At 74.0% G+C, this 14,166-nt stretch carries 7 protein-coding genes; 3 read left to right on the plus strand and 4 right to left on the minus strand.

The window, feature by feature from the left end:
* The first annotated feature begins 1 nt into the window (after nt 1).
* The gene (locus IW256_RS33130; protein ID WP_197014685.1) at nt 2-1,039 is read left to right on the plus strand and encodes an alpha/beta hydrolase; all 1,038 of its coding nucleotides are present in this window, start codon (nt 2-4) and stop codon (nt 1,037-1,039) included.
* Nucleotides 1,040-1,170: 131 nt separating this feature from the next.
* Here the strand turns inward: IW256_RS33130 and IW256_RS33135 are convergent, their stop codons facing one another.
* Nucleotides 1,171-2,457 (minus strand): glycosyltransferase, encoded by a 1,287-nt coding sequence (locus tag IW256_RS33135; RefSeq protein WP_197014686.1) that lies wholly within the window; start codon nt 2,455-2,457, stop codon nt 1,171-1,173.
* A gap of 78 nt (nt 2,458-2,535) precedes the next feature.
* Nucleotides 2,536-4,491, minus strand: a complete 1,956-nt coding sequence (locus IW256_RS33140) for an MFS transporter (protein WP_197014687.1) — start codon at nt 4,489-4,491, stop codon at nt 2,536-2,538.
* Between the two features lie 302 nt (nt 4,492-4,793).
* Here IW256_RS33140 and IW256_RS33145 point away from each other — a divergent pair, with 302 nt between their 5' ends.
* Together IW256_RS33145 and ccrA are read left to right on the plus strand one after the other, a co-directional pair.
* Complete coding sequence (locus IW256_RS33145; RefSeq protein ID WP_197014688.1) at nt 4,794-11,468, plus strand: type I polyketide synthase; 6,675 nt, start codon at nt 4,794-4,796, stop codon at nt 11,466-11,468.
* Nucleotides 11,443-12,777: a crotonyl-CoA carboxylase/reductase gene (gene ccrA, locus IW256_RS33150; RefSeq protein WP_197014689.1), complete on the plus strand. Its 1,335-nt coding sequence runs from the start codon at nt 11,443-11,445 to the stop codon at nt 12,775-12,777. Before IW256_RS33145 ends, ccrA begins: the two co-directional genes overlap by 26 nt.
* A gap of 32 nt (nt 12,778-12,809) precedes the next feature.
* Here ccrA and IW256_RS33155 read toward each other — a convergent pair whose 3' ends face one another.
* Both IW256_RS33155 and IW256_RS33160 read right to left on the minus strand, forming a co-directional pair.
* Nucleotides 12,810-13,631, minus strand: coding sequence for a protein kinase family protein (locus IW256_RS33155; protein ID WP_197014690.1), 822 nt, complete (start codon nt 13,629-13,631; stop codon nt 12,810-12,812).
* Between the two features lie 9 nt (nt 13,632-13,640).
* Nucleotides 13,641-14,093 carry a glycine-rich domain-containing protein gene (locus IW256_RS33160; protein WP_197014691.1) on the minus strand — a complete coding sequence of 151 codons (453 nt, stop codon included), beginning with the start codon at nt 14,091-14,093 and terminating at the stop codon, nt 13,641-13,643.
* Nucleotides 14,094-14,166: the final 73 nt, after the last annotated feature.

Here is a 14,166-nt window from a genome sequence, read left to right on the forward strand (position 1 = left end):
CATGTCAGTTGATTCACGCCGCCGCGTCGCCCGGCGGTCCGGAGCGGTGACGGCCGCGGTCGTCATGGGTACGGCGGCGCTGCCGCTGACCGCGATCCCGGCCGCCGCGTCCGCCGGGTTCAAGAAGGCCGACACCGGCGCCCGCATCACCGCCTACAAGTGGCTGAACAAGGGCAAGACCGCGTTCGACTTCACCGTGCAGTCACCCTCCCTGGGGGCGTCCCAGAACGTGCGGGTGCTGCTGCCCAAGGGGTGGAAGTACAACTCCAACCAGAGCTGGCCGGTCGTGTACGTCTACCACGGGGGCAACGACAACTACACGTCGTGGACCCGCGGCAACCGCACCAGCATCGAGGCGCTGTCGCGCAAGTGGGGCGTCATGGTGGTGATGCCCGAGGGCGCCAACGGCTCGTACACCAACTGGTGGAACGGCGGCCGGGGCGGCAAGCCGCGCTGGGAGGACTTCCACCTGCGCGAGGTGCGCCAGCTCGTCGAGCGCAACTACCACGCGGGCGGGTCCCGGGCCGCGATGGGCATCTCCTCCGGAGCCCAGGGCGCCTGCACCTACGCGGGCAGGGCGCCGGGCATGTTCCGGTACGCGGCCTGCTTCAGCGGCATCCTGTCGATGAGCTCCCCGGGCATCCCCTCGCTGCTGATGTACACCAACAGCGGTAACGGCAACGACCCGTACGCCATCTGGGGCCTGCCCTGGATCGACAAGGCGAACTGGGACGCGCACGACCCCATCGCCCTCCTCCCCAGGATGAAGGGGACGCGCCTCTACGTCTCCGCCGGTACGACGGGGCAGCGGGGCCCGCTGGACCCGCCGAACATCGCCCCCTGGGACATCGGCTACCTGAGCGAGCGCGCGATCGGCCCGACCGTCCAGCAGTTCGCCGACCGGGCCAAGAAGCTCGGCGTCCCCATCACCGCGCACGTCTACGGCAACGGCCGGCACTCCTGGCCGTACTGGAACCGCGAGATGAACACCGCCTGGCCGTCGATGATGAAGGCCCTCGGCGCCAAGCGCGTCGCCTGATCCACCTGACGCGGAATGCTCCGTCCCATACTCAAGGGCCGGAGCATTCCGCGTTCCAGGAGTCGTTCTGCGTTTAGGGGGAGTTCCGCGTTTTTAACGGGAGGACCTGCGGCCCCACGGATTTCGCGTCCTCAGGCAATTTTCGCGAGCACTTCGCAAGCGCGCGTGACACCGTCCTCCGCGGAGATGTGGCGTCCTAGCGCGGCGGCGCGTTCGGCCATCTCCGGCGTCCGCACGGCCTGCCGTACGGCGTCCGCGAGCCTGGGGGCGGTCAGCTCCCGGAACGGCAGAGGCACAGGGCCTGCCTTGAGAGCGGCCACCCGTTCCCCCCAATACGGCTGGTCGCCGAAGAACGGGCAGACGACCGTGGGCACGCCCGCGCGCAGCCCTGCCGCGGTCGTTCCCGCGCCGCCGTGATGCACCACCGCCGCCATGCGCGGGAACAACCACGCGTGGGGCACGTCCCGTACGGCGAGCACGTCGTCGTCAGAGGTCTCGGGGTCGCTCTGGACGACGCCCCGCACCCCGGCCTCCCGCAGCGCCGAGCGCACGACCCGGGCGGTCGCCTCCGGGTCCTCCGGGCGCATGCTGCCGAAGCCCACGTACACGGGGGGTGGGCCCGCGTCCAGGAAGGCGGCCAGCGCGGGCGGCGGCTCCCAGTCCGGCTCGTCCAGGAACCAGTAGCCGGTGAGGTGCACGTACGGCGGCCAGTCGCGGGGGGCGGGGACCACCGAGGGGCTGAAGCAGGCCAGGACGGGACGTCCCGTACGGCGGGCGTCGTGCATCGGGCCGCGCAGCGGGAGCGGCGGCAGGCCCAGCACGTCGCGCCGCCAAGGGTTGATGAACGGCCGGGACAGCTGCCAGGCGATCTGGTCCACGGCCAGGAACCCGGCCCGGTTGCCCCACGGCCCCAGCGCCCTGCTCCGCGGGACGAACGGATGCGGGAACGCGCCGGTGGGCTGGCTCGGCTGGAAGTGGACGAGGGCCCAGGGAACGCCGAGGTACTCGCCGAGATGCCGGGGGAGCAGGCCCAGGGTGGGGCCGAGGACGAGGTCGGCGCCCTTGCACGCGTCCAGGCATTCGGCCAGGAGGCGTTCGGCCATGGGCCCGAGGATCCGCCTGAACCCGCCCAGGAACCGGATCGGGTTGCGGCCCCCGGCCAGCAGCTCCTGCCCCGCCTCGGAGTCGAGGATCTCGGTGGGGTCGGCCGTGAGGGGCGCGAGTTCCATGCCGCCGCGTCCCGTCCCGCCGTCCTTCCGTGCCGCCGCCGTGGCCGCCGTCCCGACCATGGGGGCGTACCGGCCGCTGGCGACCAGCCGTACGTCGTCGCCCCGGGCCACGAGGCCCTGGGCGAGCGCGACGCAGGGCTGGATGTCGCCGCGCGAGCCCGCGGCGATGATGACGACTCTGCGGCTCACGGGAGTCCCTTCGGGTCCGGGGTTCGCGAGGTCACGGCAGGGGCACGGCAGGGGGCACGGCACGTGTCTCCGGGCGGCTCACCAGGCGTCGTCGCGGGGCGAGGGCGGCGCGGGTCCGGGCTGCCCCGGCGCCGGTTCGTCCGGTACGTACGGCTGGTACCAGCCCTGGGGCGGCGGCGGGAACCGCCGTGCCGGGCCGCCGTTCCCGTTGGCGCCGTCCCCGCCGCCGGGCTCGGCGACCGGGGCGGGGCCGTTGATCGGCTCGGGCCGGGTGTCCCTCGGGGAGGGCTGCGACGGGTAGCGCGGCGGGCCCGTGTAGACGAGTCCGGTGGTCGTGATGGCCAGGCCGTCCCAGGGGGTGGCGCGGGGGCCGGGCGGTTCCGGATGCGGCGCGGCCAGGAACGGCTCCCCGTCGCCTCCGGTGTCGCCCGCGGCCTCGCCCGCGACGGCCGCCCCCGCCGGTACGGGAACGGCAACCGGCCAAGGCGCGGACGAGCCCGTCCCGGACGCGGACGTCGCTGGCACGGCGGGCACGGCGGGCACGGCGGGCACGGCGGGGGCGGGGACGGTGGGCACGGCGGGGGCGGGGACGGCTGTGGCCGGACGGGGCGTGGCGGCGGGCCGGCGGCGGCCCTGCCGGCCGTGCTTGGGGCCGAACCACCCCCGCCTGCTGGGCAGCGTCATCGCGCTGATCAGGCCGCCCACCAGCACCAGCGAGGCGCCGATGACCAGCCCGGCGGCGGTGCCGGAACGGAACGTCTCCAGGGTCGCCGCGTCCGCGCCCTCCGGCGGCACCTCGTGGATCAGCAGGCCCACGATGGCGATCCCGAACGCCCCGGACACCTCGCGGATCACGTTCAGGATCCCGCTGGCGACCCCGGCCTGGTCCTCGGGCACCGACTTGAGCACGTACATCGCCAGGGGCATGCACATCGCCGCGCCGAGACCGACGATGAGGACGCCCGGCATGAGGTCGGCGAAGCCGTCGTCGCGCCGCAGCATGGAGAACAGCACCATGCCGAACGCCATCGCCGCCATCCCGCCGCCGACGGTCACCCGGGGCCCGGCCCGTGCCGCCACCCAGAACGACAGCGGTGTCGCCAGCATGACCGCGACCGCCGAGGGCAGCATGACCAGGCCCGCCTCGGGCGGCGTGAAGCCGAGGTAGCGCTGGAGGAACGTCGCCGAGTAGAAGACCATCCCGTTGAAGCCGATGCCCCACAGCATCTGCGACAGCAGCCCGCCGACGAACACCCGGTTGCGGAAGAACCGCAGGTTCATCATCGGCTCGGGCGCCCAGCTCTCGACCATCACGAAGCACAGCAGCGCGATCGCCGCGAGCGCGAACACGCTGAGCACCGAGGGGTCCAGCCAGCCGTGGCGGCGCCCGGCCTCCATGCCGTAGGCCAGCGCGAACAGCATGGTGGCGGAGATCAGCACGCCCGGCAGGTCCACCCGGGCCGCGGTGTTCCCGCTCTTGGAGGTGAGCACGACCAGGCCGAGCAGGATCACCAGGATCCCGGCCGGGATGTTGATCAGGAAGATCCAGCCCCAGGGCCAGTGCGAGACGATGATCCCGCCGATCGTCGGGCCGAGCGCGGTGGCTCCGGAGGCGGCGCCCACCCAGACGATCGTGCCGAGCGAGCGCTGCTTGTCGGTACGGCCCACGGTGACCATGACCAGGGTGGCCGGCAGCGCCAGCGCGGCCCCGGCGCCCTGCACGATCCGGCCGAGGATCAGCACCGCCTCGTCGGGCGCCATCCCGCACACCGCGGACGCGCCGGTGAACACGGCCATGCCCGAGGTGAAGGTGACGCGGCAGCCGTAGACGTCGGTCAGCCGCCCGCCCGCGATCATCAGGCAGGAGAACATGAGGATGTAGCCGGTGGCCACCCAGTCCTTGGCCGCGTTCGACATGCCGAGATCGCGGATCATGGTGGGCAGCGCGTTGGCGACCACCGTGTTGTCCATGGTGATCATGAACGCGCTGATGGCCACCACCGCCAGCGCCCATCGGTATCGGCCCCGGGTCACCTCGTCACGCGGCGTCCGGCTCCCGGCCCCCGGTACCGTCCTCCGGTCCCGGCGCCCGGAATTCGCCGCTACCCCCTATTGGCATGAGTGGGCGTTATTACTATTCGCACTTATTTGGCTACGATCCCCGTCATTAGTCGGGGATCCCCAACTATCCCATCAGGCCACATCGGTTACATCCGAGTCTTGTCATCGCCGTGACAACCCCCCGGCGAGAAAAGTGGTCTGGATGCGCATCCTGAGCCGGTCACGGTGGGACAAAGTGGTCCCTCCGCTTTCGCGAACGATCACGGGAGCCACGCATGCAGAGCAACGATCGTTCCGGAGCGGCGCAGGACCGGACGCGGATCAGCGAGGATTCGATACGTCGGCATCTGATCGAGCAGATAGCGCGCCGCTCCCGTACGTCCCCCGCGGCCATCGACCCGGACCGCCCGCTGGAGGAGTTCGGCCTCGGTTCGCGGGACGCGGTGGCCGTCGCCGGCGACCTGGAGCGGATGCTCGGCCGCTCGCTCCCGGCCACCCTCGTCTGGGAGTACCCGACGATCAACAAGCTGTCCGTCGCGCTCGCCGCCGGCGGAACGGCCCGGGCCGGTGGCGCGGGGACGACCTCCGCCCCGGACACCCGGCCGGGGACCGCGCGGGACGTCCCTCCGCCCGCGACGGCACCGGACGAGCCCGTCGCCGTGATCGGCATCGGCTGCCGCTTCCCCGGCGGCGACCGCGACCTCACCGGACCCGGTGACTACTGGCGCTTCCTCACCGGGGCCGGCGACGCCGTCCGGGAGGTCCCGGAGGGCCGCTGGGACGCCTTCGACGACGGCTCCCCCGAGGTCGGCGACCTGCTGGCCCGGACCACCCGGCTCGGCGGGTTCCTCGCCGACGTGGCGGCGTTCGACGCGCGGTTCTTCGGCATCACCCCGCGCGAGGCGGCGGTCATGGACCCGCAGCAGCGTCTCGTCCTGGAGGTCGCCTGGGAGGCGTTCGAGCACGCCGGGCTGGCCCCGGCCGCGCTGCGCGGGAGCCGTACGGGCGTGTTCGTGGGGGTGTCCGCGCCCGAGTACGCCGCGTTCACCGCCTCCGACCCGGCCGCGCTGGAGGCGTTCACCGCGACCGGCGCCGCGCTCAGCATCATCGCCAACCGCCTGTCCTACCTGCTGGACCTGCGCGGCCCGAGCATGATCGTGGACACCGCGTGCTCGTCCTCGCTGGTCTCCACCCACCTGGCCGTGCAGGCGCTGCGCCGCGGCGAGGCGGACGTGGCGCTGGCCGGGGGCGTCAACCTGCTGCTCTCGCCCACGATCACGATGACGTTCGACCAGGCGGGCGGCACCGCCGCGGACGGCCGCTGCAAGGCGTTCGACGCCTCGGCGGACGGGATGGTGCGCGCCGAGGGCTGCGGCGCGGTCGTGCTCAAGCGCCTGCCGGACGCGCTGCGCGACGGCGACCGGGTGCTGGCCGTGATCCGCGGCTCGGGCGTCAACTCCGACGGCCGTTCCAACGGCCTGGTCGCGCCCAACTCCGACGCGCAGAAGGCGCTGCTGCGCGAGGTGTACGCCGCCGCCGGGATCGACACCCGCGAGGTGGACTACGTCGAGGCGCACGGCACCGGCACGTTCCTGGGCGACCCCATCGAGGCCGGGGCGCTCGGCGAGGTGCTGGGCGCGGGCCGGGACGCCGGTGCCCCGCTGCTGCTCGGCTCGGCCAAGTCCAACCTCGGGCACATGGAGTCGGCGGCGGGCGTCGCCGGGCTCATCAAGGCCGTGCTCGCCCTCCACCACCGGACGATCCCGCCGAGCGCCCACTACGAGCAGCCCAACCCGCACATCCCGTTCGAGGACCTGCGGCTGTCGGTCGTGGCGGAGGAGACGCCCTGGCCCGACCGGGGTCACCCGGCCCGCGCCGGGGTGTCCGGGTTCGGGTTCGGCGGGACGAACGCGCACGTCGTCCTGGAGGAGGCGCCGCCGCGTAAGACCGCCGACGACCCGGTCGCGATCCGCGTCTTCCCGCTCTCCGACACCAGCGAGGACCGCGTCCGCGACCACGCCCGCGTCCTGGCCGCCTGGCTCACCGACGCCGGGGCCAAGACCGACGCCGAGACCGAAACCGGCGGCGCGAACGGCGGCGACGGCGGCGTGCGGCTCGCCGACCTCGCCCTCACCCTGCACCGGCGCGGGGGACGCGGCCGGGCCCGCGCCGCCGTGGCCGCCCGCGACCGAGCCGGCCTCGTCGACGGGCTCACCGCGCTGGCCGAGGGCCGCCCCCACCCGGCCGTGGTCACCGGTACCGCGCTCGGCGCGCCCGGCCGCCCGGTCTGGGTGTTCTCCGGGTACGGAGCGCAGCGCCCCGGGATGGCCCGGCGGCTCCTGGAGGAGGAGCCCGCGTTCGCCGAGGCCGTCGACGACCTCGACGCCCTCTTCCAGGAGGAGGGCGGCCCCGCGCTCTGGGACCTCCTCGAACAGGGCGTCGTCCCGGCCGGCCCGGCCGCGACGATGCCGGTGCTGTTCGCCGTCCAGATCGGCCTGGCCCGAACCCTGGCGTCGTACGGGGTCACGCCCGGCGCGGTGATCGGCCACTCCATGGGCGAGGTCCCCGCGGCCGTCGTCGCGGGCGCCCTCACCCTGGAGGACGGCGTCAAGGTCATCTGCCGCCGGTCCCGGCTCCTGACCCGGCTGGTCGGCGGTGGCGCCATGGCCGTGCTGGGCGCGTCCGCCGAGGACGTGGCCCGCCTCGCCGCGGACCTGCCCGAGGTGTACGCGGCGGTGCACTCCTCCCCGAAGCAGACCGTCGTCACCGGCGACGCCGCGCAGATCGCCACGGTCGTCGAACGGGCCGAGGCCGAAGGCCGCCTGGCCCGCATGGTGAAGGCGGAGGGCGCCGGGCACTCGCCGCAGGTCGACCCGCTCCTGCCGCACCTGCGCGAGGCGCTCGCCGAGGTCGGCGCCGAACGCGGCCGGCCCCTCGCCGCCGGGATCCGCCTCTACACCACCGCCCTGGACGACCCGCGCGCCCTGCACGGCGAGGACGCCCGGCTCGACGCCGCGTACTGGGCGGCCAACCTCCGCGAGCCGGTGCGGCTGACCGGTGCGGTCGCGGCGGCGGCCGAGGACGGGTTCCGTACGTTCGTCGAGGTCAACGCGCATCCGATCCTCGCCCACGGGATCGGCGAGACCCTGGAGGGGACCGGCGCGCTGGTCACCCACACGCTCAAGCGCGCCCCCAAGGGCCAGGAGACCGACGACGCCCTCACCTTCCACGCGCGGCTGGGCGCCCTCGCCGTGCACGGGCTGCCCATCGCCGCGCCCGCCGGGGGCGACGTCATCGACGTCCCGCCGGCCCCGTGGCGGCACGAGCGCCACTGGGTCGACCTGTCCGGACGGCGGTCGTCCGGCCGCGACGAGCATCCCCTCCTCGGCGCGCACGTCGAGCTGCCCGGCGAGGACCGGCACGCCTGGCGCGCCGACCTCGGCACCGCCACCGGGCGGTGGCCCGCCGGCGCCCGCGTGCACGGGCTCCCGGCGCTGCCGGCCGCCGCGTTCGCCGAGATGGCCCTGGCCGCGGGCGCGGAGGCGCTCGGCCTGGACGCGCGCTCGGTCCGCGTCCACAGCCTGTGGATGGAACGGCCGCTGGCCCTGGCCGAGCACACCATCGTCACCACCACGTTCGCCGAGGACGAGCAGCGCGTGGAGATCCACGCGCGGACCCCGGCGGGCACCTGGGCACGGCTGGCCCGCGCCGATATCGCCGATACCGGTGACGCCGCCGGGGACGGCGCCCCGCCCGTCCCGTCCCCCTCGGGGGCCGCGACCACGGCTCCGGCCGAGATCGCCGCGGCCGAGCGCGGCAGCCGCCACTACCGGCTGCATCCCGAGGTGTTCGACCGCTGCCTGGCCGCCCTGTCCGCGGAGGCCGAGACGGCTGGCGGCCCCGGCCTCTGGCTGCCCGAGACGATCGGCGAGCTGCGCGTGCACGGGCCGACCCACCGCGGCGGCCGGGCCCGTGCCGAGGTCGTCCGGGACGGGACGGACCTCGTCGGCGCGGTCCGGCTGACCGGGCCCGACGGGACGGTCGTCGCCGAGGCCACCGGCATCGTGCTGCGCCGCGTCGAACGTCCCGACGTCCCCGTCCCCCTCGCGGACAAGCTCGTCGAGGTCGTCTGGGACGAGGCGCCCGCCCCCGGGACGGCGATCGGCGACGGCACCTTCCTGCTGCTCGCCGAGGACGACGACGCGACCGCGGGCGCCGTCGCCGCCGGGCTGGTGGCGCGCGGCCACCGGGTCGTGCGGCACCGGCTGAGCGAGCACCCGCCCGACCGGCACCCTCCGATGACGGCGGAGCCGCCGGACGCCGTGGTCCTCCTCCCGCCACCCGGCCTGGTGGACGAACGGCTCGTCCTGACCGTGGCGGGCGTCAGCCGTTCGCTGCCCGACGGGCCCCGGCTGTGGGTGGCGACCCGGGCCGCGCTGCCCGTCCTCCCGGGCGAGGCCGGCGAGCCGCACCAGGGGTTCGCCCGCGCGCTGACCCGCGTGCTCGCCTTCGAACGGGCCGCGCAGCGGGCCACCCTCGTCGACGCCGACCGCCCGGTCGACCTGGTCACCGAGCTGCTCGGCGACGGCGACGCCCGCGAGGTCGCCTGGCGCGGCGGTACCCGCCACGTCGCCCGGCTGGTCCGGGCGGCCCCCCTGCCCCCCGGCGTGCCGTCCGTCCAGACCGCTGCGAAAGGACGGCACGCCGAGGGCTCCCCGCCCCGGCCGCGGCGGATCGTGCGGCGCGGCGGCGCGTACGTGATCACCGGCGGGTACGGCGGGATCGGCCTGGTCACCGCCCGGCTGCTGGCCGCGCGCGGCGCGGGCCGGATCGTGCTGTCGGGCCGGTCCGGGCCGGACGCCGACGCCGAGAAGGTGATCGCCCGCCTCCGCGAGGACGGGGTGGACGTCGGGGTCGTGCTCGGCGACATCGCCGAACCCGGCGTCGCCGAACGCCTGGTCCGGGTCGCCTGTGAGGGCGGCGCCCGGCTCCGCGGCGTCCTGCACGGCGCGGGCGCCATCGACGACCGGCTGATCGCCGACCTGGGCGCCGCCGACCTGCACCGGGTCTGGCGGGCCAAGGTCGAGGGCGCCCGGCGGCTCAGCGCCGCCACCTGGGACGCCGACCTGGACTGGTTCGTGCTGCACTCCTCGGCCGCGGCGCTGCTCGGGTCCCCCGGCCAGGCCGCCTACGCCGCCGCCAACGCCGCGCTCGACGCGCTGGCCGCGTACCGGCGGGCGCACGGCCGCACCGGCACCACCGTGAACTGGGGCGCCTGGTCCCAGGTCGGCGGCGCCGCCGGACTCGACCTGGCGGTGATCGACCCGATCAGCCCGGACGAGGGCGCCGAGGCGCTGGAGGCGCTGCTGGCGTTCGACCGGCCCGCCGCGGGCGTGCTGCGCTTCGACCCCGCCGCCGCGCTCGGCCTGTTCCCGGAGATCCGCCGGATCCCGTACTTCGCCGCGCTGACCGAGGGCGCCGGGACCGGCGCCGACCCGGGCGACTGGCCGGGCGTGGCGGCGCTGGCGGACCTGGACCCGGCCGCGGCCCGCCGCGCGGTCGCCGCGCGGGTGCGGTTCCGGATCGCGTCCGTGCTGGGCTTCGACCCCGAACGGCTGGACCCGGCCGTCCCGCTCACCGACCTCGGCCTGGACTCCCTCGTCGCGGTACGGATCAAGAGCGGGGTGGAGCACGACCTCGGCCTGACCGTCCCGGCGTCGGTGCTGCTCCAGGGCGCCAGCGTCAACGCGTTCGAGGAGTGGGCGGCCGGTGAGCTGGGCCTGTCCGGAACGCCCGCCCCGCCCCCGTCCCCGTCCGCCGCCTCGAACGCCGAGGCCGGGTACGTCATGCCGCGCGACGACGCCGAACGCCTCGCCGTCCGGTACTTCGAGGACGTCCTCGGCCTCGACCGCGTCGGCGTCACCGCGGACTTCTTCGCCGACCTCGGCGGCGCGGAGCACCAGGCCGACCAGGTCGTCGCGCTGGTCGCCGCGGAACTGCACCGGGAGGTGACCCGCGGCGAGCTGTTCGCGGTGCCCACCGCCGAGCACGTCGCCGGGTGCCTGCGGGCCGCAGACGAGGAGGCCGCGCGGCGGACCGTACGGCCGCTGAAGCCCTCCGGCGGCCGTCCCCCGATCTTCATCGCGCACCCGGCCGGCGGCACCACCGCCTGCTACCGGCAGCTCACCGCCCTGCTCTCCGCCGACCAGCCGGTGTACGGGCTGGAGCGGTTCCAGGACGCGCCGTCCGTCGAGGAACGCGCCGCCCGCTACGCCGAGCGCCTCCAGGAGGCCCGGCCGGACGGGGCGTTCCGGCTCGGCGGCTGGTCGTTCGGCGGCGTCCTGGCGTACGAGACGGCGCGGCGGCTCGCCGCCGCCGGCCGCGAGGTCGAACTGGTCGTGCTGTTCGACGCGGGCCTGCCGCTGCCGGTCGAGAACGAGTCCGACAGCCTCGCCCGCCGGTTCGCCGCCTTTGCCGACTACATCAACGAGACCTACGGGCTCGGCGTCGACCTCACCTACGAGGAACTGGCCGGCCTGGACGAGGAGGCGCAGTTCGCGCTGGTGATGGAACGGGCGGAAGCCCTGGCGGACCACATCCCCCCGGCCGCCCTCACCCACCAGCTCACCTCCCACCAGGACACCCGTTCCCTGGAGGCGTACCGGCCCGGCCCCTACGACGGCCCCGTCCTCCTCTACCGCGCCCCGGAGGAGACCCCGTGGTCGGTGAAGGACGCCCGCTACGTGCTCGACGGGACCAACGGCTTCGGCGGGCTGTGCTCCGCCCTGGAGGTCGTCACGGTGCCCGGAACACACCACCTCAACCTGCTCGACCCGCCCGGTGTCGAGTTCATGGCCGCGCACCTGGACGCCCGGCTCGCCGGGGCCGACCCGCTCACCACCCCGCGTCCCACGGAGGAGATCCATGGCTCAGCCCGCTTCGTCCGGTGACCTGCTCGAAGCCGCCCGTTCGGGCGCCGGCGAGCAGGAACTGCTGGACATCGACCTGCCCACCCGCTTCCGCGCCGCCTTCACGCGCAAGGACGAGGTCGGCCTCTTCGACGGCCAGGCCGACAAGGACGTCCGGCGCTCGCTGCACGTGGGCGAGGTCGACATGCCCGAGCTGGCGCCCGACGAGGTGGTGGTCGCGGTGATGGCCGCGGCGATCAACTTCAACACGGTCTGGTCGGCGATCTTCGAGCCGGTGCCGACGTTCGCGTTCCTGGAGAAGTTCGGCCGCCAGGGCTGGCACGGGGCCCGGCACGACCTGCCGTACCACGTCCTCGGCTCGGACGCCTCGGGCGTCGTCGTCCGCACCGGCTCCGGCGTGAAGAGCTGGAAGCCCGGCGACCGGGTCGTCATCTCCCCCTCCTACGTCGACGAGGAGGACCACGGCTCCTACGACGACGGCATGATGAGCGAGACCCAGCTCGCCTGGGGCTTCGAGACCAACTTCGGCGCCCTGGGCGAGTTCTGCATCGCCAAGGCCAACCAGCTCATCCGCAAGCCCGCGCACCTCACCTGGGAGGAGGCGGGCTCCACCACCCTCTGCGCCGGCACCGCGTACCGGATGCTGGTCGGCCGGCACGGCGCCCGGATGAAGCAGGGCGACGTGGTCCTGATCTGGGGCGCCACCGGCGGCCTCGGCTCGTTCGCGACCCAGCTGGTGAAGAACGGCGGCGGCATCCCCGTCGGCGTCGTCTCCTCAGAGGAGAAGGCCGCGCTGGTCCGCGCGCAGGGCTGCGAGCACGTCATCAACCGCAACGAGCTGGACCTCGGCGAGCAGGGCCTGCGCCACCCCAAGGCGGGCCGGATGCTCGGCGAGGCGATCCGCCGGCTGGTCGGCGAGGACCCCGGCATCGTCTTCGAGTACCTGGGCCGCGAGACGTTCGGCGCCTCCGTCTACGTCGCCAAGCGCGGCGGCACCATCATCACCTGCGGCTCTTCCACCGGCTACAAGCACGAGTACGACAACCGGTTCCTGTGGATGCGGCTGAAGAGCATCATCGGCTCGCACGGCTTCAACTACCACGAGGCCGTCGAGGTCAACCGGCTGATCGGCCTCGGCATGATCCACCCCACCCTGTCGGCCGTCTTCCCCCTGGACGAGGCCGCCGAGGCCACCCGCGCCGTCCAGACCAACCAGCACGTCGGCAAGGTCGCCGTCCTGTGCGCCGCCGGCGGCGAGGGTGAGGGCGTGGACGACCCGGCGCTGCGCGAGCGCGTCGGCGAGGAGCGGCTCAACCTCTTCCGCCGCTGACCGGACCCGCGGCGTGCCGTTCCGTCCAGGACTCATCGGAACGGCACGCCGCGCCCTCCCCAATGCGGGACGCCGCCCGCCCGGGCGTCCGCGCGATACGCGGCCCACCGCGCCAATGCCCGGCGCACGGGCCCAGGAGCACGCTGTTCCCCGAGAGCCGCCCAGGCGATGATGAACGCGTGGAGAGCGTCGGTGCCGGCTTCGCGCCATGCGGGTACCTGAGAGGCCCAGCGTTCGGCGTCGGCCGGGCTGTGTCCCGCCTGGACGAGCCTGACCACGAGGAACGCGGTGTCGAGCCACGGCGCCCCGCGTGTGGGCCAGGCCCAGTCGATCACCTTGGCCTCGTTCCCGATGAGGATGTTCGCCTCGGTGAGGTCGGTATGCACCAGAGTGTCCCCCCGCAGAAGGTCAAGTGCCGGAGCGGGGGCGAACGCGGCCCAACGTCGCTCGATGGGAAGAACAGGCAGATCAGGCCGGATCACCTGCGACAGCCGGTGCAGTAATGCCGCGATCACCGGCAGGTCCGCCGAGCCCGGTGAGAGATCGGCATGCCGGCCGGGCACGTACTCGAAGAGAAGGACCAGCCACCCTGCCGTTTCAAAGCTTCCCATCAGCCGGGGGGCCATGCTCGGCAGGTAGGGCTGGATCTTGTTTTCGATGCGGCCCATACCGGTATTCGGGCCGTCGAGCTCGACGCCCTTCAGGAAGACCCGCCCCGTATGAGTGTGCAGCACGAAGGCCGTTTCCGATCCGGCGCCTTGCTGAACGGGGTCTGCTGAGAAGACCTCCCCGAGGCATTGCGTGACGGCCTCACGGACCGGAGGCGGGAGGTCTTCCCAGCGGAGCCTCGTCATGGCCGGATGCTACGGGCTGTCGTGGCAGCCGGCGTAGCACTGATTGCAGTCGGCGGCATCCGGCTGCCAGAGCTCCTCATCGACGGGCAGCCCGGCTGCCCTCATCGCGGTGACCGTGCGGGTGACGACGGCCTCGTCGTGGTCGCCGTCGTCGTCGATGGGGACGTGATGGATGAAGCGGCCTGCCGCACGCTGGCAGAACTCCGCGTACTCGGCGGTGCAGAGAACGAAGGCGTGCCAGCCAAGGTCCACGGCCTTCGATGGGGAGAGCCCTGCGTTCGGGTGCCTGGCGCAGGTGGCGAGGAACGCCAATGTCTGTTCCATGACACGCGCGGCGTACTGCGGGCTCAACCGCTCGTCCTTGACCACCCTGCCGACGAGCCTCTCGAACAGGCTAGGGGAGATCAGTTCTCTGGGCGTGATGGGGACGGGAGGCACCGTCTCCTCTGACGTGATGGTCACAGGCTCCTCGGATTGAGGGGTCTGACTCGACATCCGTGACATTAATACTTATCGCGATAAGCATCAAGGTTTT

It is taken from the genome of Actinomadura viridis (assembly GCF_015751755.1).
Taxonomy (GTDB): Bacteria; Actinomycetota; Actinomycetes; order Streptosporangiales; family Streptosporangiaceae; genus Spirillospora; species Spirillospora viridis.

Bases quoted from the DNA above. Each gene is read 5' to 3' on its own strand.
- IW256_RS33155 (WP_197014690.1), bottom strand. From the start codon at position 13,631: ATGACGAGGCTCCGCTGGGAAGACCTCCCGCCTCCGGTCCGTGAGGCC.
- IW256_RS33145 (WP_197014688.1), top strand. From the start codon at position 4,794: ATGCAGAGCAACGATCGTTCCGGAGCGGCGCAGGACCGGACGCGGATC.
- ccrA (WP_197014689.1), top strand. From the start codon at position 11,443: ATGGCTCAGCCCGCTTCGTCCGGTGACCTGCTCGAAGCCGCCCGTTCG.
- IW256_RS33130 (WP_197014685.1), top strand. From the start codon at position 2: ATGTCAGTTGATTCACGCCGCCGCGTCGCCCGGCGGTCCGGAGCGGTG.